The sequence below is a fragment of the Paraburkholderia gardini genome (assembly GCF_907164575.1).
Classification (GTDB): Bacteria; Pseudomonadota; Gammaproteobacteria; order Burkholderiales; family Burkholderiaceae; genus Paraburkholderia; species Paraburkholderia gardini.
In genome coordinates this window covers 264,808-285,100 of record NZ_CAJQYY010000001.1, presented here as the reverse complement: position 1 = coordinate 285,100, position 20,293 = coordinate 264,808, and the positions used below count along the sequence as shown (strand labels likewise).

The window sequence follows — 20,293 nt, the reverse complement described above, 5'->3', positions numbered from 1 at the left end:
TCCATCGACGACAGGTTCGCGGTTCATCTTTTGTTTGACGTGAGTCTGGCGGGCAACAAGCGTCTCTTCCCCGTCCGGTCGCGCGCTCAATGGTCGAGCACGCGATGCAGGAACTGGCGCGTGCGTTCGTTCCGCGGGTCCACGAAGATCTGCTCGGGTGCGCCCTGCTCCGCGATCACACCCTTATCCATGAACACGACACGATCGGCGGTCTTGCGCGCGAAGCCCATCTCGTGTGTGACGACAACCATCGTCATTCCGTCGCGCGCCAGCCCTCGCATGACCTCGGTTACTTCGCCGACGAGTTCCGGGTCGAGGGCGGACGTCGCCTCGTCGAAGAACATGATGCCCGGCTCGACTGCCAGCGCCCTCGCGATCGCCACGCGCTGCTGCTGGCCGCCCGAGAGCTGGCTCGGATAGTGCGCGGCGCGGTCGGCGAGCCCCACGCGGTCGAGCGTATCCATCGCCCGCTTGCGCGCATCGGCCGGGCTCATCTTGCGCGCCTTGATGAGCGCGAGCGTTACGTTGCCAAGCGCGGTCTTATGTGGAAACAGGTTGAACTGCTGAAACACCATGCCGACGTGCCCACGGATTTCTCTAGCCCGTCGCGCATCGTGTAGCGGCACTTCGTTGACCCAGACCTCGCCTGCGTCGGCCGTTTCAAGGCCACTCATGATGCGCAGCACCGTGCTTTTCCCGGAACCGGAGGCGCCGATCAGCACGAGCACTTCGCCCGGCCGCACATCGAGGTTGATCTCCTTGAGCACCTGCGTGGCGCCAAAGGACTTGCTGACGCCGGCGAGGTTGATGATGGGTCTGGACGCAGTGGTCGTAGTAGTAACGGTCATGACAACAGGCTCCTTCTTCGATCATGGTGGCGCACCCACTGCGACAGTGGAAAGCACACGATGAAATACAGCACGGCAACGAGTCCATAGATTTCCACCGGCTTCCCGACCCGGTCGACGATGGCCTGACCCCCATGCATCAATTCCGACATGCCGATCATGCTGACGATCGACGTGTCCTTGATGAGCGACAGATACTGGCCGATGAGCGGCGGCATCACGATCTTTCCGGTCTGCGGCAGAACCACCGAAAAGAAAGCCTGGGTCTTGCTGAGCCCGAGGATCTGCGACACCTCCCACTGTCCTTTCGGAACAGCTTCGATGCCGGAGCGGAACACCTCGGCAATGTAGGCGCCCTGATAGACGCTCAAGCCCACCACACCCGCGGCGAACACATCGATCGCATAACCGAAGTACGACACGCCGAAATAGATGAACATCAGCGTGATCAGCACGGGCGTGCCGCGAAACAGTTCGGTATAGAGTCTTGCGACGCGCGGCGTACCCCAGGGCCCGAATGAACGCAATACGGCTGCCAGCAGGCCGATCAGCGTTCCACCGACAATCGACGCCGCGGACAGAAGCAGTGTCGCCAGCAGACCCTGAAGCAGGATCGCGAGGCTCGTCGTTAGCAATTCGCTTGACATCTTCGATCTCCGGTTTGGGCACTCAGGTGCGATCGGCCTGTCGCGCGACAAGGAACGAACGGCGCGTACGTTTCTTCATGACCAGCGGCGGATGAAAAACGCGCACGCCGAGCTGGGCCGCCACCCACGACAGGAAGTTGCTCAACACCAGATAGATGATCAGCGTGATCGTGAAGGTCTGGATATAGAGCAGCGTGCGTGCGTTGATCACCGTCGCCGTTCCGCTCAACTCCGGTAGTGCGATCGCTGACAGAAGCGATGTGCCGAGCAGCAGCTGGATCAGGTTGTTGACGATCGCCGGATAGACGGCGCGCGCGGCCTGCGGCAGAACGACCTCGACGAAGATCTGCGAGCGCGAGAGGCCGAGGATCGATGCCGCTTCCATCTGACCGCGCGACACGGACTGGATGCCCGCGCGAAATACCTCGGCCAGATACGCGCCGACGTTCACCCCTAACGCAATGACGCCAGCCGTGTAGGCGTTGAGTGTGATGCCGAGCGACGGCAAGCCGAAGAACACGATGAAGATCTGCAGCAGCACCGGCGTATTGCGAATCGCCTCGATATAGACACTCGCAACGGCGCGCAGCAGCCCGACGCGCGACGCGCTTGCCAGCGCGGTCAGCAAGCCGAGCAGCAGCGCGAGGATGAAAGCCAGCAGCGTGATCTGGAGTGTCAGCCACGCCGCGTGAACGAAATCATTCCAGTAGCCCGCAAGGGTCAGCCATTCATAGCTCATGGTTCCTCCGTCTCTCAATCGACGTAGAGCAGACGCGGATTCAATACTGTGGATTCAGCGGGAAACGCGGGTCTGAGCCGAACCACTTCTTGTAGAGCTGTGCGTTCAACTTCGACGCGTTGACCTGGAACAGGAACAGGTTCAGGTAGTCGAGCCAGACCTGGTCTCCCGCCTTCACCCCAAACGCGTTGTATTCGAGAGGAACCAGCGCTTCGTTGGTCACGGTCAGTTCCGGATCGAGCGATGCCTGATAGGCGAGGAAGTTGTTGTCCTCGATCATCGCGTCGGCCTGGCCCTGCTTGACGGCGAGGATTGCTGCCTCCGAACTGTCGAATTCCTGGATCTTCACCTGCATATTCAGCGAGCGCACTTCGTCGCCGTTCGTGGAACCCTTGACGGTGGCAATCGTACGGTTCGACATGTCCTTGATGGACTTGATGCCGCTGCTTTTCTTCACGAGCAGCGCCTCGCTCGCTACCACGTACGGATTCGTGAACGCGATTTCCTTCGCACGCTCGAGGTTGCGGGTGAAGTTGCAGAACACCACGTCGACCTTGCTGGTCTGGAGGTTCGGAATGCGATTGGCGCTCGTCGTATTCACGACCTCGAGCTTGACGCCCATTTGCTTCGCCAGTTCTTTCGCCAGGTCGACGTCGTAGCCATCGGGCTGGCCGGCCTTGTTGTAAAAGCCGAACGGTGCAAAGGTCAGGCAATCGCCTACTCGCAGCGTCCCACGCTGCAGGACCTGCTTCAGCGTCGAATTGACCGCGCCGCCCTGATCGGACGTGGCGATCTTTGTGCAGCCGGCGAACACCAGCAGAGCGGTCACAGCGAACAAACCAGCAAATCTTGCGCTTTCTCTGACGAGTCTCATTTTTGGGTCCCGATCTGAAGTGATGAGTCGGTGCGTGGAAAGAAACGGTGATCGGCATGGCGCTCGCAACATGCTCCGACGGATGAGATCGAGATAATCGTGCGCCTATGCTCAACTGTCTGATATACCGGACTCGTGTCCGACACAGCAGATGAAACGCAGTGTTCCACGGAAAAAAAATCGTCGCAATGGGGTATACGTCAGCATCGCCCGGGCATGTTTTATAGCCGTGCGATGCTTTCAAGGTGAAAGAGGCGGCCAGATACGAATCCGGATTGACGGCACCGTTCCCCGCTCCGTCGAAGCGCGGATCGACCTTGCGTTTCAGCGAAGACCCGGCTTTACGCCTTCTCAGGGCTCAACCGCCTTGAACAGCCGATTCTTGTCGAGCGTGGCCGGATCGAGCGTCTTCTCGCCACCTTCCGCGGGCAACGCGGGGCTGGCGTCCTCCAGTGCGGGTCCGGTATAGCGGCCTCGTGGCCGTATGACCTTGCCGACCTGAAGCTGCTCGATGCAATGCGCGAGCAGACCCACACTCCGGGCCGTTGCGAACAACGCGAACGACGCATCGCGTGGCAATTCCAGCTGCGCCGCGAGCGCGGCAAGCGCAACGTCGATATTCGGCTTGAGCCCGGTCAGCTCCACCACCCTGGTGACGAACGACATAAGCTCTTGAGGGGGATTCAGCATTTCGAGCAATGCGCCCGCCCGCGGATCGCCGTCCGGATACAGATGATGTCCGAACCCCGGGATTGGGATGGCCGACTGCAAATGATGGGCAACGACGTACTCCGCACCGAGTCTTCGGACGTCGTCGAACACAGCCCGCACGCGGCCTGACGCGTCGCCATGCAACGGGCCTGAGAGCGTCGCGAGCCCCGTGAGCAGGCATCCCGGCAGCGATGCGCCGGTGGAGGCGGTAATCCTCGCGGCGAACGCGGAACTCGTGATCTCGTGGTCGGCCACGAGGACCATGGCGCGGCGGATGAGTTCGGCGCCATCGCGGTCCTGGCCCCAGCCGAGCGCGAGACGTTCATGCACCCTTTGTGCGTTCGCGTCACATCGGGCGCCAAACGCCTGCGCGACGAACGCCACGAGCCGGCCAGCCTCCACATGCAGTGCACTGTCCGTGCGTCCAAGGGTCGAGTGCCCGCAGGCCGCAAGCGCCGCCAGCGATGTGAACGCGCATTGCCTGCCTCGCTCGTTACCCTGTAGTGGCACGTCCCCGGTTTCGAAGGAAACGGACGTGCGCGCATTCCAGAGAATGGCCGCCACGTCCTCAAGCGTCGCCGTGTCCGCTAGCCGGATGCTGTCCCGTCCCCGGTAATATGCCCGGCCTTTTGCGAAGGTGGTGATGCCGCTGTAAATGCAGGGCTCCGCACCGAATATCGTCCCGGCGGCGAGCGCCTCGCGCTTGCGTCCCACCTGTTTCTTGCGACACAGAACAGCGACGTCCTCCGCGCGATAGAGACTCTTGCGCGGATCATGCGGATCCGACATGACCGCGATATTGCCTCGACTTACGTACGCATAGACAGTCTGAGCCTGCACTCCGAGTTGTCGGGCTGCTTCCGTCAGAGTGATCCAGTTTCGCATGGGATGGCAGGCAAGGTGAGGCGGTGGAACGCGGCAGGAGAGGAATTGCGATACGGATCGCGCGTTGCATGCGAGCGCGACCGGTCCGGCGTCAATACTGACGTTTTTTCAGATAAAAGTCATCTCGGCGGGTCGCCGCTCCAGGATCTCGACGAGAATGTCGCCCGGCGATCGCACAAAACAGGCTCTGACGCCGGGGCGAACCTGCTTGACCGGCTCGACGATTTCCGCGTCGCAACGCAACAGATGGTCGAACGCTGCATCGAGATCGTCCACGACCACGCCGAAATGATCGATGCCCTCCTTCCGCTCACCATGAGGACGGGTGGTTTGGGCGCTCGCCAGCGAAGTGATGAAAAGGTTGATGCTGCCGATGCGCACATCCACTCGCCCCGGGCGACGCACGATCTCGGCGTTCAGGCAGCGCGCGAACCATGCGGCGGTGGCCTCGGCATCCGCCGAGCACAGTTGCAGATGATCCCACTTGAATTCAATCATTCGATCTCACCGGTTAGTTGAAAGCATCACAGTTCGATGCGGGAAAGCTTCCCCAGCAGCACGGAGTAAGAGAGCGTCCCGAGCAGACATATCGCGCCCATCAGATTGAGGGCCCAGTAGAAGTGGCCGGTGTGATGGGTAATGTAGCCAATCATGAGCGGCGTGGTGACGGCCGCGATATTGGCCGCCAGACTGGTAATGCTGCTGGTCAGTCCGACGTACTGTCGAGGCGCGATTTCGGAGACGGCGGCCCACGACATCGACCCGACACCCTGCGCGAAGAACGCGACAGTCAGGATGGCGATCACCAGTTCGTTCGACTGGACGAAGTTGACGAGCACGATAGACGCGCCAAGCGCTGTTCCGATGATGAGCGGCGCCTTGCGCGCAGTGGAAATCGATACTCCACGCCGGATGAAAAAATCCGAGAGGTAGCCGGCAACAAGAATACCGATCGTCGCGCCGATAAAAGGGAGTGCCTGGAAGATCCCGACCTTGATCATCGACATATGACGCGCTTCGATCAGATAGGTCATGAACCACGTGGTGAAGAAGACCAGCAGGGTGTTATTGCAAAACTTGCCGAGGCAGATGGCGAGAATCTGCCGGTAGCTGAGCAGCTTGAGCGCCATGCGCCAGTCGAACTTCTCGCGAGGCTTGCGCGACGCCGTGGCGCCTTCATTGATGTATTGCAGCTCGGCGGCATTCACGCCCGCATGCTGAAGCGGATCGCGATAAATCCGGTACCAGAGCATGCTGAACAGAATGCCGAAGCCACCCGTCACGAAAAAAACGGTACGCCAGCCGTATGCGGTGGAAATCCACAGCAACAGGCCAGTGAAGAGCGGCGTCCCGATGTATTGCCCCATGACATAGACGCTGGTCGCGAAGCCGCGCTCCCGGGCGGGAAACCACAACGTCACGGCGCGCGCGTTCGAAGGAAAGGCCGGCGCCTCCAGTGCGCCGATGGCGAGCCGCGAACCGAACAGCATCTGATAGCCGCTCGCGAAACCCTGCGTCAGCGTGGCGAATGACCAGCCGACGAGCGACAGCGCATAGGCTACGCGCGAGCCGAGAATGTCGGTCAGCACGCCGCCAGGCACGAGGGCAACAGAATAGGCAAGGCCGAATGCCGCGAACAGCTCGCCCATCTGCATCTTGTTGAGCGCCAGGCTCTTCGAGAGGCCCGGCGCGACGATGCCCAGTGCCGACCGGTCCACGTAATTGAGGATGGTTGCCACGAGCAGCATCGAGAGTACGACGTACCGCACCCTGGTGCGTTTCGCGGTATCGGCGTAAGCCGGGCTTCGCGCCAGTAATGTTTGTTCCTCTACGACTTTCATCGGTGTCTCCAGAACATGAGTCTGTTGTCTTTTTATGTTTGACGGCAGGCCGGTTTATCCGCGGCCGACGAACGGCATGGCGCTCGCCATGATGGTCATGTTGAGAACATTGGCCTCGAGTGGGAGACTGGCCATGTGCGCAACCGCGTTCGCCACGTGCGTCACATCCATTCTTGGTTCGGGCGCCATTCTTCCATCCGCTTGCAGCACGCCCCGGTTCATGCGCTCCGTGAGTGGCGTCGCCGCGTTGCCGATATCGATCTGGCCGCAGGCGATGTTGAATGCGCGTCCGTCCAGCGCGATCGATCGGGTGATGCCGGTGACGGCATGTTTGGTTGCCGAATAGGCAATCGTATGTGGCCTCGGCGAGTACGCTGAAATCGATCCGTTGTTGATGATTCGTCCGCCTTGAGGGGACTGTGCTTTCATCAAGCGATACGCGGCCCGCGCGCACAAAAAGACGCCGGTCAGATTCGTGGCCACGACATCGTTCCAGAAATCGACCTCGTAGTCTTCCAGGGGGACGGCCCCCGCGTTGCGGCCCGCGTTGTTGAAGAGCACGTCGAGCCGACCGAATGCCCTGGCGATCTGCGAAAACGCGTGCTCGACCGATGCTGCATCGGCAACGTCGGCCTGGAATACATGCGCTTCTCCGCCGGCAATACCGATTGTTTCCTTCGTTTCCAGCAGCGGTTCGGCTCTGCGCCCGATCAGCGCGACGACGAATCCAGCGTTGGCGAGCGCCACGGCAGCGGCGCGGCCGATGCCGGAGCCGGCACCTGTCACGGCGGCGAATTTCTTCGATGCAAGCATTTCACTTCCTCTCGACAATTCAGTTGAACACGGGAAAGAGGTTTGCATTCGCGCCATGCGTTGAGCAATCTTGATTCATTGAATCAACGTCTGAGGGCATTACCGGTGGGATCGCATCAGGGTTTTCCTGATGCAGGCGTTGCCCGCAGCGACGCGGGCCAGGCGCGTGAAAGGAAGCCGATCGCAACGCGCGGGGTACGTCCAGGTGAATAAGGGTACAAATCATTTCCGACGAGTTGATTCACACGATCAACATTGACGGCCCGGTCTGCGGTTTCGTAGTCTCTCGACGTCTGTTCATCCAGGGAAAAACCATGTTGGAAAATAAACGTACCCGGCTGTTGATTGCGCGAAAGGTTCCCACAGCCGTGGCGAATCGCGCCGAGGCTGAATTCCATGCCTTCGTGACCGAGTCCGATATGGACTCATGGTCTGTCGTCGACTTCTGCACGAAGCACGACGTGCCGGCCGTACTGATCGGAAAGAAGTCCGGTTTGCAGGCGGAGCACATTGCCGCGCTGCCCTCGACTGTCAGGATCATTACGAACGCGAGTGCGGGCATCGATCACATGGACGTGGCTGCCGCCCGCGAAAGGGGAATCGTCGTCACGAACGCACCCGATGCGCTGACCGAATGCACGGCCGATTTCTCCATGCTCCTCGTGCTCGCGGCCTGCCGCCGCGCGTCGGAGTACGAACGAATCATGCGCAACGGATGGGGCAAATCGTTTGGCATGACCGAAATGCTGGGCATGCGAGTGAATGGCAAGACGCTCGGCATCGTTGGATTCGGGCGTATCGGCCGGGCAGTCGCGAAGCGCGCGCAGGGTTTCGGCATGCGCGTGATCTACACGGATACCCGCCGTGCAGCTCCGTCGGTGGAAAATGGTGCTGCGTTTTACGCCAGCCTCGACGAAATGCTGCCGCATTGCCAGATGCTCACACTGCACGTGCCGGGAGGAGGTGTCCCGCTGATGACGAAAAATGAGTTTGGACGCCTGCCAAGGGGCGCGGTTTTTGTCAACGCGGCACGTGGCGGCCTCGTGGACGAAGATGCGCTATACGACGCCCTGACTTCGGGGCATCTGTTCAGCGCGGCGCTGGACGTGTACCGGAACGAACCCAATGTCGACAAGCGCTTCGCGGAACTCGACAACGTGTTTCTGACGCCCCATATGGCCAGCGCCACGATCGAGACCCGCGACCAGATGGGGTTTACGGCGCTCGACAATGTCGCCGCCGTGCTGGATGGGCGGCCTGCGCTGAATCCAGTCTGAGGCCCGAACTCCCCGAATCAGGGTTTGCAATGCTCGCGTGGCTGGGCATGTCCCAGCCACGCGTCACAAGGCCATTCACGAAGCGCAGGCGCTTTCATGGATGTTCCAGCGGGATACACACCGGGGCGGTCACACAACGATCACGCAAGCGCCGTACTTTGCGAAGTTCGTAAAGGAGACTGCCATGGCGAACAAGCTTGGGGAAATCGATCACATCGTGTATCTGATGCTGGAAAACCGTTCCTTCGACCAGATGCTCGGTTTCCTCTACAGCGCCACTGGAAACCGTTCCCCGCTCGGCCACGCGTTCGACGGCCTCACCGGCAACGAATCGAATCCCGACGACACAGGCCGTGAGGTCCAGGTCTACCGCATCCAGGCGAGCGATCCGCATCCGTATCTGATGCCGGGTGCCGATCCTGGCGAAGGTTTCTACAACACGAACTACCAGCTGTTCTCAACCGACGACCCCGCCCCCGGTGCCGTGCCGGACAACGGCGGTTTTGTGCTGAACTTCAGGTCGGCGATCGCGTCGGATCTCGCGAAGCACTACAAGGACTCGTTGCCCGGCACCGAGCCATCGCAGATCATGGGCATGTACACGCCTGAGCTGCTGCCGATGCTCTCAGGGCTCGCGCGCGGCTATGCCGTGTGCGATGCATGGTTCGCGTCGGTGCCCACGATGACGATGCCGAATCGCGCGTTCGCGCTCGCGGGCACGTCGCAAGGCCATCTCGACGACCACGTCAAGATCTTCACGTGCCCGAGCATCTTCGGCCGCCTCTCGGATCTCGGCGACGCGAAGGTCGACTGGGCGATCTTCGGCTACAACCGCGATCCGCTCACGCGCCATGACTTCCCCGACGTGCAGCACGCCGACGAGCGTCATTTCGGCCACTTCCGCGATTTCCAGGCGCTCGCCGCGAGTGGCAAGCTGCCCGCGTTCACGTTCATCGAGCCGAGCTGGGACGCGACCGGCAACAGCCAGCATCCGAACTACGACGTCGCAGCCGGCGAGCAGCTTATCCACGACACCTATTACGCCCTGCGCAATGGCAAGGCCTGGCACTCGACGCTGCTTGTCATTAACTACGACGAGCACGGCGGCAACTACGACCACGTCGCGCCGCCGTCGAACGCAACGCCGCCCGGCGATGGCACGGTCGGCGAATATGGCTTCGACTTCACGCGCTTCGGCCTGCGCGTGCCGGCCGTGCTCGTCTCGCCGTTGATCGAGGCAGGCTCGGTGTTCCATGCGCCGAAGGGACAAACGATCGACCACACGTCGGTGCTGAAGACGATTCACGAGCGCTGGGGCACGCAACCGCTCACGAAACGCGACGCGGCCGCGCCGTCGCTGGGCGACGTGCTCACACTCGACCGGCCGCGCGATGACGATCCGCTCGCGAACGTCGCGGTGCCGGTTTCGAGCCCGCATCACCAGAACGCCTCGACGCCTTCGCGGCTCGATCGCCTGCAGGCGGCCCGCGTCGCCGCGCTGCCGGTCCGCAACGAGAAAGGCCATTACGACGTGGAGCCGGACCCGTTGCCGGCTTCGAGCGCCGGGCTCACGAACTTCATCCGCGACCGCTCGGCCGCGTGGAGCCAGCATATCCAGCGCCGGCGCAACCGGCGCGACAGCGGGCACTGAACGAAGGACGGTGCCGTCCCGACGGCATCGCCCTTCGCTCCCGTTACGTTACGTTACGCGCCGAACGTCAGCGCATGGGTGAGATCGCCCATCGGCGTCTGTCCGCGCGCACGCATCGCGTCATCGCGCAGCTTCAGACCGTCGAGCGTCGCGAGCCCGAACACGCGCGTGACGAGACGCAGGATCGAGCCCGTGTCGTAGACCGTGTGGTCGACGTATCCCTTCTTCGCGAACGGCGAGACGACGAGTGCCGGCACGCGCGTGCCCGGCCCCCACCGGTCACCCTTCGGCGGCGCGACGTGGTCCCACCAGCCGCCGTTCTCGTCGACGGTCACGATCACGACCATGTTCTTCCACTGCGGGCTCGCGCGCAGCGCCTTGACCGCATGCACGATGTGGCGGTCGCCCGAGGCGACGTCGGCATAGCCCGCATGCATATTCAGGTTGCCCTGCGGCTTGTAGAACGTGACAGCGGGCAGACGCCCCGCGCGCGCGTCGGCGAGGAAGCGGTTCGTGCTCTCGTCGTCGCCGAGGCCGCCGTCGCGCAGACGCTTCGCGCGGGCCTCGGTGCCCGGCGCGAGATTGTGGAAGTAGTTGAACGGCTGATGGTGATACTGGAAGTTCGGGATCACGGGCGTGCCGTTCGCGAGGTTCGCGCCGTGACGATCGAGCGTCTCCTGGAAGGCGCCTGCATACCAGGCCCATTCGACGCCGCGCGCGTCGAGCTTGTCGCCGATGTGCTCGTGGGTCTGCGGCGGTGCGGCCATCGCGTTCGCGTCGAGCCGGAAATCGACGACGCCGTCCGGGCCGGGCGTGAGCGGCGTCGGCGCGTACGGCGGCATCATCGTGTTGACGGCGTAGCTCAGCGTCGCGCCGCCGGCGAGCGTCTCTGGCGGCGTGAGCGCGCTCGCGCCGAACTTCGGGACGCCATTCATCGCACTTGGGGGCGTTGCTGGCAACGGCTTCAGGTTCGGGTCGTCAGGGCGCCCGCTCACGGTCTCCGCGATCTGGAATTTCGCGATGCTCTCGCGCGGATTCGCATAACGCGGCGGCGTGGCCGCGGCGAGATACTGGTGATTGAGAAACGACCCGCCGAACGCGCCCTGGAAGAAGTTGTCGCACAGCACGTATTCGCTTGCGAGATCCCACATGCGCAGGTCGTAGCTCGTGTTCGCGTAGTGGCCCATCGTGAAGCCGGCGGAATCAGCCCAGGCGACGAACATGTCGTTCCGGCCGCCGTTGATCTGCATCTGGTTCTGATAGAACACATGCCACAGGTCATGCGTGACGAGCGAGAGCGGCAGGTTTTCGCCGCCCGGCCCCTTGAGCGCGAACGGCGCGTTCGGCAGGTTCGTCTGGTATTGCTGTCCGGCACGATAGCTGACGCCGTCGGCGACCTGATCCTTGAGCAGCCAGCCACCCGGCACGGGCGGCAAATACGGCAACACGGTCTTGCCGTCACGATCGCGCTGCAGGTAGTCGGTGGGCTTCAACGACAAGAGCGGCTTCTCGACACCGGGGAAATCGCCGAACAGGTTGTTGAAGCTGCGGTTTTCCGAATAAATCACGACGATCGTCTTCACGTTCTCGCGCAGTGCGGCATCGAGTTCGGCGCCACCGAGGCCGCGCGCGGTGCGGCCGTCGCCCGCGCCCTCGGGCGCCGCGCAGCCGGCGAGCCCACCGCCAACGGCGACCGCCGCAAGCCCGCCGAGAAACGTGCGCCGGCGGGGATTCGGGGCGGACGGCGTTTTCTCCGTTTCAGTCGATTGCGGGGATTCAACGGACGGGTCTTCCTTTCTTGTCATGCCGCTTCCTTTTTGTCGTGATCGGGGTAGAGGCGCGGGCCGGGCTCGGGTGACCGGCGGCATGCGCGGATGGATCGCCCGAAGCCGCGGCGGTCCGCTCCGCGTGCGGCTTCAGATCGTAGCGTGCAGGCGAGGCATTTGAATGACAGATCGATGACAGGACATCCGCGCATCGAAAGGAACACTAAAACGCGCAAGGCGTGGAGTTATGGCGAGCAGTATTCCATCGGTACGATGTCGGGTCGGGTTCGGCCAGCATGTGACGTTCGCTCGTGCAGGCTAGGCGACGCTCGAATGACTCTTGCATCTCAACAACGGCCATACCGCTCATGAGATCATCGGTGAGCCGACCGGCCTTCGAGGTTTCCCAGCAGCAAGCTTGGGGCAATGACTGTTCGGATCCGTCAACACCGGGAAGTAGCCTGCCATGCGCTTGTGCTTACATAGACGAGGTCATTTTGCCGCTCATCATTGATGCAAAATCAGATGCGACCGTCGGTCGGCTACAGCAATCATGACCATCATTCGTGGGATTTCGGCTCAGTTTCGCCATGCCGGAATTTGAGCGGCGATACACCTACTGCCCGGCGAAACGTGCGTGCAAAGTGTGAAGGGTCTGCAAATCCGGCGCGTTGACCGATCTGAGCTGTAGTCAGGCGCGAGAAGAGTCGCGATTCGAGCATCCTGGCCGCCACGGCGACGCGCGCGGATAAGAGAACAATACCGAAGGCCTTATTGCGGGAGGCCAGATGGCGATGCAGCGTTCGTGGCGAGATGTCTAGCGCGCGTGCCACTTCACTGGCTGTCAGCGTGAGCTCTCCGCAGCGTTGGCGAATACACTCTTCGATGCGATCGGCCAAAGACTTGTCAGCTCGCGCCGGGGAGTGGCCGCCGTTGGCAATCTCATTCGCGGCCAATGCGAGCAGGGCGCCCAGATGATCCGCGATGAGTTGTTGCGGAAGCGGTGGACGGATCATGCTTTCAGGTGTCAGGGCCGTCATGAAGTTTGTCAGCGCCCGGCCCCACGGGGTGTGCGGGGTGATGCGGCGTCCCAGCACAACCTGCGGCTCCGGCAACCACTGACGCACCCAGCCGACGGGAAGTTGGAGATTGACAAAATCGTAGTCTTCCAGTGTCTCGACCATTAAATCCAGTTGTGAGTCGGTGAACGCAGCGATGTTCGGGGCGAACAGATTTTCATCCCGGTGTCTGAGTCGCCACGATCCTCGGCGACTCGCCAGCACGTTGAAGTTGTGGTCAATCTGACGCTGGATTTCCAGCTTACCGCTTCGAACCATATGTGCGCTGCCGCTGTGCCGCATCAGGGAGAGGGGTCCCAGTTCCACCGCCTCGATCGACGCGCAAAAACTCGCCGTGTGAGGGCCTGAAAAGCTAAACGGAATGATCGCAGTCGCACACGCAGCTTCGAAATAAGCAACGCGTTGCGCCGGGGGAACGGTGCTTGTCGACCAAGTCCGAATAGTGGGCAGCGGGCTGTCACTCATTTTGATTCCGTCACAATGAACGCCCGCACAGAATAGCACCCCTCGGCATCAGCAGCGACCCATCGGAGCCCGTCCCGCGGACCTCGCTGGCAACGGATCGTACGGCGAGTTTGCGGCGTGTGCGATTAGCCCCGCCAATAGTTGTTCGCGGCAGCAATGGTGGCGAACTCGAGCGCAACGACGTGGCCAACCTGAATCAGATCCGAAGCATCGTTCGCATAGACCTCGCGCAACCTAGCTCGAGTATTGTCGTCGGGTTGCGTCGCCTTGATTACCAGGCGCGCCATTTTAATTGCCAGGTGCCGACCATCCTCCGGCGTTGGCGTAATGAGAGAATTGCCGGGTACGAGAGTAATGTCCATCGAACGGCTCCTTGAGGTCGGTTGATAAAACAGTCAGCGTCCGCTTTCGGGCGCGGCGCACCCCAGTATGAAAGGGCCGATACCGTGTAACCGGCGCGAGACTGCCATCGCGATCCGTAAATCCGGTCGTCGCGTGCCAAGCTGCGGCGGGCCGCGGACTTGCGTCACCTTCCACAACCGACCCGGCGCTCAACTACTCGTTCAACCAGTGGAGGGCACTGACACTGTTTGCGAAGACGGGACAGGACCCGATGGAAACGTCCTTGCCCTTGGGGTGTAGGTTGATTTCTGCCTGTTGCCGCTCGCCTATTTCCCTATTATTGTCAACTGAGAGGACCATGGTTCTGCCACGGCAGCTCGATGCGCCCTCATGACCGGCCTCGCTTCCACACTCGCGCAATCGCTCACCTTCTTAGGCACGCAATAGCCGATTGACATGTTGTCGGAACCGCTGGATCCCGAAGGTGGGATTGGGATTGCCGCCCGCTCTCCTGCTCATGGACGATCGCGGTTCGCGACCGTCCGTTGTCGAGAGACTTGAATGGCGGCTCAGGGGGCGAGTTGCGCCGGTCGCCGTCGGGCAGGCCATCTACGGACGTTCGCCCAGGCTTTTACACGGTCGTTCGACCCGTCGGCTCCACGTTGAAAACGGCCGTTGCTCTCGCGGTGACTCGAATGACGGTAACGGGCTCGCAAAGCGCCCTTCACGCTCAATACATTCAGCAAGTCCAGCCTCGAAAAACGAGACGTCAGGAGACAATCTTTCGCCAAAGCAGCAGCTTCTGCTCGAACGAGAGCATCGCGTTCGCCGGACTCGATGAAGGCAGCACAAGCGTTTCATAGCCCGCCGCGCCGATCACATCGGCAAACCGTCCGGCCGCCTTGCCGTTAAAGCAAACCTTGCGAAGGCGTGGCGCGTGCTCTCGCAGCGACGCAAAGTCATTTGGCTGCGCGTTGCGAATCGCTGAATCCAGACTTCCCTCACGATGACACGCATCCAGCACGTCCCAGATGCCGATGCCATGCGCAAGCACGCGTTTGAGCCGCGCGTCATAAGGCAATTCGTGAAGCGAAGCCTCACCGGTCACGGAACCCAGAAGCCGCCAGAACTGGTTACGCGGATGTGCGTAGTACTGTGTCGCCACAAGCGACGCTTCGCCCGGGAAACTGCCGAGCACCAGCGTGTGCGTATCCGCCGCGACCACAGGGGCAAAGCCGCGCAGCATCAGCAACTTCCTTCACGTGGCGTGCGCGGCGCGGAATGCGTGCGCGATGTCGTGTGATCGAGCGGACGTCCATGTTCACGCGGATACGCACGCGCCGGCGCGTCGTAGCCGGGTTCGCGCGCATCGTGTGGCCGCGCCTGCGTTCGCGCGCGCGAGGCAAGATACGCCCATAGCGCGGGCAGCATGCATTCGGTGACCATCAGCGGTGCGCCGTGTCGCTCGAATACCGAGCGCCGCGCGACAAGCGCGTGCGGCGCGGCAGTGTCGATCTCGCGCGAAGCGAGCCGGTACAGCGGATGTCGCGCGTTGAGCCGACGACTCACCAGCGCGGATCGCGCGACGCTGCTATCGCTGTACAGCAGTTCGGCAAGCGGCCGGTTGCGCAGACACCGCATCGATTGCCACGCGCCGACGCTCGCGGCGAGCGGCGCGACGCTGTGCGCGGCGACGAACGGCGTGCCATCGACGGACAGCACCACTTCACGCACCCAGACCGGCGCACGCGACGTGATGGACAACGCGGCGTATTCATCGTCCCACGCGCGCGCGACCGCTTCACGCGTCACGCGGACGATGACCGCGCCAAGCGTCGCGAGATGGGCGGTCAATGAACCGCCGCGGGTGAGCCAGTCTTTCTGGTCTGACGAGAAACCGGGCATGGGCGCCGCGCGCCAGTGCGCGTTGGCGGCATCGAAACGGATAGACATGCGCCGCATTATAAGATGCGCTCCGGTTTGCGTTCCGCGCGGCGACGTTTGCGCGTGCGCTAGCGTGTCGACGCCAACGCAAGCTGCCGCAACCGCACAATCACGCGTTCGACAACCGGCCACCAGTCGCCCGGCCGCGGCTGACGGAACAGCTCGACGGTGTCGTACCACGGCTGCGATTCCGCGACGCCCCAGCACCAGTGCGACACGTGATCGAGCATCGCCAGCACCGGACGCCCAAGCGCGCCGCCAAGATGCAAGGGCGCGCTATCGATGGTGACGAGCGCATCGAGCGCGGCAACGTGAGCGGCCAGATCGTCGAAACCTTCGACGTAATGGGCGCTCAGATCCGGCGTGCGCGTACCCGCGCAGGCGGCGTTGAACGCGGATGCCAGTTCATCGCCGCTGCCTGGCGTCAAAGGATGGAATACGACATCCGGCAATTCGAGCAAAGGGGCAAGCGCCGGGAGTGGAATCGAACGCTTCGCATCGCGTCGATGCGAGGGACTTCCGCGCCACACCAGACCGACCTGCAATGCCCCCGATGCACCGCCAGCGTTCACACTCACAAGCTCACGCCACGCCTCGGCTTTCCGCGCATCCGCGCACAGATAAGGCGCGCCATGAACGTGCTCCAGCTGAAGGCCGATCACGAACGGCACGCTCATCATCGGCAACGTGAAGTGACACCGGCCGGGCGTATCGTCTTCGATCGAAACGCAGTCCGCGTAATAGCGCGAGAACAGCGGCTTGAGCGCACGCCGGCAGGCCAGCGTGACGCGACCGCCCTCGTCCCGCACACGCGCCGCCAGCGTGGGCAGCAAACGCACCATCTGGATATCGTCGCCGTTGCCCTGCTCGCTGTACACGAGCAACGTCTTGCCCGCGAGCGGCTCGTTGTGCCAGCGCGGGCCGCGTCGCGCCATTACGTTGACGATGTTCTCCGGCGTGCGGTCGCCGCGCGCGAGGCGTGCTTCGTAGCGCGGCCATGCGTCGCGCCACGCGCCACGTCGCAACGCCAGTTCAGCCAGATCGACTGCCGGCATGACCGCGCCCGGGTCCAGTGCAAGCGCCGCGTGCAGCGCGGCTTCGCTATCGTCGTAACGCGCCTGCTCCGCGAGATACAGGCCAATGGCCGCAACCACGCTCGCATTCCCTGGCGCCGCGCGGTCGACGGCGCGCATGGTGGCTTCGGCCGCGGCTGCGTCGTTGCGCTGCCATTGCGCGTGACTGAGCTGCCAGGCCATTTCGGCATCGGCGGGATGCTTCGCGAGCGCTTCACGGGCCACGCGCTCCATCACGTCCCATGCACGCATCTCGCGGCAGGCGATGGCGAACTGCAATGGCAAGTCCGGGTGAATCGCCGGATCGAGCGACCAGGCGCGCGCGAGCGCCGCATGGCGCTCCGCCGAAGACGCCGGGTCCGCGATTGCCGCCAGTGTCTGCGCGAGCCACCACGGAGCACGGGCGTCGTCCGGAAACCGGTGTCCATACGCGCGCAGCATGTGCGCTGCAGCCGGATGGGCCGCGCAGCGATTGCTCAGCCAGACGATCCATTCGATGCTCGCTTCGCCGGGCTGCGTGAGGACGGCCTGCTCGCTGTAACGCGTCGCCGCGCGTGTATCGCCGAGCGCGTCGGCGAAGAGCGCGAGCCGCGCGAAACGCGCACCCTGATTCGCATCTGGCGCGGTCAGCGCAGCGAGATGCCAGGCGCTTCCGAAATCCCCGGCGCTTGCGCACAGTTCGGCGTGAACGATCGATGGCACGCCATCGACGGCAAGCCTGGACGCGCATTGAAGCGCTGCGTCGAGACCCTGCTGCCGCAAGATCGACCATACGATGAAGACAGATTCGGAAACTGACGCAAACACTGGCTGTGACATGGGAAGACTACCCGGCGCAACAGATTGACGTGTCGCAGAACACGGTCGAATCCGACCGCATCTGCCCGCGGATGCCCGACGGCGCGGACAGACGGCAGATTACGACGGCACGCGTTCACGCCATCTCACAAACGATTCTGAAAGCGCCGGTGCTCAACGACTGCATCGTTACCCATACTGCTTTCGCGGCCCGCGTTTTGCGGGTCGTGTCATTCGAACAGGAACAGGTCCGCCAACAGGGAGAAGAGATTGACCATCAACACAAAACATACGTCCGACCGCATTGCCCACCTTGCCGCTGTCGTGCTGGCAACGCACGGCGCGTCGCATCAGGAGAAAGAACTGGCTGGTTCGGCGCTCGCGCAGCATCACACAACGAAGCAGTCGAGCGTCGCGATGGGACGGCTCGCGGCGCACGTGCTCGACGACAGACACGCGAGTGAGGCCGCGAGGGAACTGGCGGGCTCCGTCCTCGCGCAGGTTCGCCGGCTGGTTTAGGCGGCCGGGGCGCCGCCACGCAGGTCAAAAAAAACGCTGCCCGAAAACGGCAGCGTTTTTTCCATCGCGACGTATCACACGAAAACCGGGGCACGAAGCCCCGTTTTCACGCGTTGCGAGCCAGCAGCAACGCGTTGGTCCGCTTCACGAAGCTCGCCGGATCTTCCAGCGCACCGCCTTCCGCGAGCAGCGCCTGATCGAACAGCAGATGGCACCAGTCGTCGAAGTTCGCGCTGTCGGTGTGCAGGTTCTTCACGAGCGCGTGCTCCGGGTTCACTTCGAGGATCGGATGCGATGCCGGCGCCTGCTGTCCTGCCGCCTTCAACATGCGCTGCAGGTAGCCGCTCATGTCGCCTTCGTCGGCCACGAGGCACGACGGCGAGTCGGTCAGACGGAACGTCAGACGCACGTCCTTCGCCTTGTCCTTCAACGCTTCCTTCATGCGTTCGACGAGCCGCTTCAGTTCTTCACCGACCTTTTCCTGCGCCTCTTTTTCCTCGTCGTTCAGCGCGCCGAGATCGAGATCGCCACGCGCGACACTGGCGAGCGGCTTGCCGTCGAATTCGTTCAGGAACGACAGCATCCATTCGTCGACGCGATCCGTCAGCAGCAGCACTTCGACGCCCTTCTTGCGGAACACTTCGAGATGCGGGCTGTGCGTCGCGGCCTGGAACGTATCGGCGGTGACGTAGTAAATCTTCGACTGTTCGGGCTTCATGCGCGAAACGTAGTCAGCGAGCGAAACGGTCTGCTCCGGCGAATCCGTTTGTGTCGACGCAAAGCGGATCAGCTTCGCGATGCGTTCCTTGTTCGCGAAGTCCTCACCGATGCCTTCCTTCAGCACCTGGCCGAATTCCGTCCAGAACGTCGTGTACTTTGCCTTGACTGCTGCGTCTTCCGAGTTCGCGAGCTCTTCGAGCATCGACAGCGAACGCTTCGTCACGCCTTCGCGGATCGCCTTCACATCGCGGCTTTCCTGCAGGATTTCGCGCGATACGTTCAGCGGCAGATCCGCCGAATCGACCACGCCCTTCACGAAGCGCAGATACGACGGCAGCAGCTGTTCGGCGTCGTCCATGATGAAGACGCGCTTCACGTACAGCTTCAGGCCGCCGCGATGATCGCGGTTCCACATGTCGAACGGCGCGTGCGCCGGCACGTACAGCAGCTGCGTGTATTCGCTGCGGCCTTCGACGCGGTTGTGCGTCCACGTCAGCGGATCCTGATGGTCGTGCGACAGATGCTGGTAGAACTGCGTGTACTGCTCGTCGGTGATGTCGCTCTTCGAACGGGTCCACAGCGCACTCGCCTGGTTGACGGTCTCGTCTTCGTCCTTCGTGACCATCTCGCTCTTTTCAGCGTCCCACTCTTCCTTTTGCATCAGGATCGGCAGCGCGACGTGATCCGAATACTTCTGGATGATCGACTTCAGCTTGTAAGTGGACAGCAGTTCGTCTTCGTCGGCGCGCAGATGCAGCGTGATCGTCGTGCCGCGTGCCGCGCGCTCGATCGAATCCACCGAAAAATCGCCCTCGCCCGCGCTTTCCCAGCGCACGCCTTCGCTGGCCGGCAAACCGGCGCGACGCGTTTCGACCGTGATGCGGTCAGCGACGATAAAGCCCGAGTAGAAACCGACGCCGAACTGGCCGATCAGCGCCGCGTCTTTCTGCTGGTCGCCCGAGAGCCTGCCGAAGAATTCCTTCGTGCCGGAACGCGCGATCGTGCCGAGGTTCGCGACGGCTTCGTCGCGGCTCATGCCGATGCCGTTGTCGTCGATACTGATGGTGCGCGCGGTCTTGTCGTACGCAATGCGGATGCGCAGGTTCGGATCGTTTTCGTACAGCACGCTGTTTTCGATGGCTTCAAAGCGCAGCTTGTCGGCGGCATCCGACGCGTTCGAAATCAGTTCGCGAAGAAAGATTTCCTTGTTGCTGTACAGCGAATGAATCATCAGATGCAGAAGCTGTTTCACTTCTGCCTGAAAGCTCATGGTTTCTTGTGCCATGGTCGGATGTCCTCTC

18 protein-coding genes are annotated in these 20,293 nt (G+C 62.4%); 3 read left to right on the top strand and 15 right to left on the bottom strand.

Going from position 1 to position 20,293, the window contains the following annotated elements; translation table 11 throughout:
* Positions 1-86: 86 nt before the first annotated feature.
* The 8 genes from LPA34_RS01280 to LPA34_RS01245 all read right to left on the bottom strand — a co-directional run bounded on the left by LPA34_RS01280 (position 87) and on the right by LPA34_RS01245 (position 7,358).
* Positions 87-848, bottom strand: coding sequence for an amino acid ABC transporter ATP-binding protein (locus LPA34_RS01280; RefSeq protein ID WP_324251700.1), 762 nt, complete (start codon positions 846-848; stop codon positions 87-89).
* Entirely contained in the window at positions 845-1,495 is a 651-nt protein-coding gene (locus LPA34_RS01275) for an amino acid ABC transporter permease (RefSeq protein WP_228974069.1), read from the bottom strand. The genes LPA34_RS01280 and LPA34_RS01275 overlap by 4 nt, the downstream gene beginning before the upstream one ends.
* A gap of 22 nt (positions 1,496-1,517) precedes the next feature.
* The gene (locus tag LPA34_RS01270) at positions 1,518-2,234 is read right to left on the bottom strand and encodes an amino acid ABC transporter permease (RefSeq protein WP_228974067.1); all 717 of its coding nucleotides are present in this window, start codon (positions 2,232-2,234) and stop codon (positions 1,518-1,520) included.
* A 40-nt stretch (positions 2,235-2,274) separates the two neighbouring features.
* Positions 2,275-3,108, bottom strand: a complete 834-nt coding sequence (locus LPA34_RS01265; protein ID WP_228974064.1) for an ABC transporter substrate-binding protein — start codon at positions 3,106-3,108, stop codon at positions 2,275-2,277.
* 351 nt (positions 3,109-3,459) lie between these two features.
* Positions 3,460-4,704 carry a citrate synthase gene (locus tag LPA34_RS01260; protein WP_228974062.1) on the bottom strand — a complete coding sequence of 415 codons (1,245 nt, stop codon included), beginning with the start codon at positions 4,702-4,704 and terminating at the stop codon, positions 3,460-3,462.
* 108 nt (positions 4,705-4,812) lie between these two features.
* A complete protein-coding gene (locus tag LPA34_RS01255; RefSeq protein ID WP_228974061.1) occupies positions 4,813-5,202 on the bottom strand; it encodes a VOC family protein in 390 nt (129 codons plus the stop codon).
* Positions 5,203-5,228: 26 nt separating this feature from the next.
* A complete protein-coding gene (locus tag LPA34_RS01250; protein ID WP_228974060.1) occupies positions 5,229-6,545 on the bottom strand; it encodes an MFS transporter in 1,317 nt (438 codons plus the stop codon).
* Positions 6,546-6,599: 54 nt separating this feature from the next.
* Positions 6,600-7,358 (bottom strand): SDR family oxidoreductase, encoded by a 759-nt coding sequence (locus LPA34_RS01245; protein ID WP_228974059.1) that lies wholly within the window; start codon positions 7,356-7,358, stop codon positions 6,600-6,602.
* A 314-nt stretch (positions 7,359-7,672) separates the two neighbouring features.
* Here LPA34_RS01245 and LPA34_RS01240 point away from each other — a divergent pair, with 314 nt between their 5' ends.
* Both LPA34_RS01240 and LPA34_RS01235 read left to right on the top strand, forming a co-directional pair.
* The gene (locus tag LPA34_RS01240) at positions 7,673-8,635 is read left to right on the top strand and encodes a 2-hydroxyacid dehydrogenase (RefSeq protein WP_228974179.1); all 963 of its coding nucleotides are present in this window, start codon (positions 7,673-7,675) and stop codon (positions 8,633-8,635) included.
* 184 nt (positions 8,636-8,819) lie between these two features.
* Entirely contained in the window at positions 8,820-10,286 is a 1,467-nt protein-coding gene (locus tag LPA34_RS01235) for an alkaline phosphatase family protein (RefSeq protein ID WP_228974058.1), read from the top strand.
* 53 nt (positions 10,287-10,339) lie between these two features.
* Here the strand turns inward: LPA34_RS01235 and acpA are convergent, their stop codons facing one another.
* The 6 genes from acpA to LPA34_RS01205 all read right to left on the bottom strand — a co-directional run bounded on the left by acpA (position 10,340) and on the right by LPA34_RS01205 (position 17,774).
* Entirely contained in the window at positions 10,340-12,091 is a 1,752-nt protein-coding gene (acpA, locus tag LPA34_RS01230) for an acid phosphatase (RefSeq protein ID WP_228974057.1), read from the bottom strand.
* Between the two features lie 521 nt (positions 12,092-12,612).
* Positions 12,613-13,596, bottom strand: a complete 984-nt coding sequence (locus LPA34_RS01225; protein ID WP_228974055.1) for a helix-turn-helix transcriptional regulator — start codon at positions 13,594-13,596, stop codon at positions 12,613-12,615.
* Between the two features lie 125 nt (positions 13,597-13,721).
* Positions 13,722-13,958 carry a hexameric tyrosine-coordinated heme protein gene (locus tag LPA34_RS01220; protein ID WP_228974053.1) on the bottom strand — a complete coding sequence of 79 codons (237 nt, stop codon included), beginning with the start codon at positions 13,956-13,958 and terminating at the stop codon, positions 13,722-13,724.
* 749 nt (positions 13,959-14,707) lie between these two features.
* Positions 14,708-15,184, bottom strand: coding sequence for a DNA-deoxyinosine glycosylase (locus tag LPA34_RS01215; RefSeq protein WP_228974051.1), 477 nt, complete (start codon positions 15,182-15,184; stop codon positions 14,708-14,710).
* Positions 15,184-15,891, bottom strand: a complete 708-nt coding sequence (locus LPA34_RS01210; protein WP_228974048.1) for a chorismate--pyruvate lyase family protein — start codon at positions 15,889-15,891, stop codon at positions 15,184-15,186. Before LPA34_RS01210 ends, LPA34_RS01215 begins: the two co-directional genes overlap by 1 nt.
* Before the next feature lie 59 nt (positions 15,892-15,950).
* A complete protein-coding gene (locus tag LPA34_RS01205) occupies positions 15,951-17,774 on the bottom strand; it encodes a glycosyltransferase family protein (protein ID WP_228974046.1) in 1,824 nt (607 codons plus the stop codon).
* 249 nt (positions 17,775-18,023) lie between these two features.
* Between LPA34_RS01205 and LPA34_RS01200 the strand changes: the two genes are divergently transcribed.
* Complete coding sequence (locus tag LPA34_RS01200) at positions 18,024-18,272, top strand: hypothetical protein (RefSeq protein ID WP_228974044.1); 249 nt, start codon at positions 18,024-18,026, stop codon at positions 18,270-18,272.
* A gap of 106 nt (positions 18,273-18,378) precedes the next feature.
* Here the strand turns inward: LPA34_RS01200 and htpG are convergent, their stop codons facing one another.
* Complete coding sequence (gene htpG / locus LPA34_RS01195) at positions 18,379-20,277, bottom strand: molecular chaperone HtpG (RefSeq protein WP_228974042.1); 1,899 nt, start codon at positions 20,275-20,277, stop codon at positions 18,379-18,381.
* Positions 20,278-20,293 lie beyond the last annotated feature (16 nt).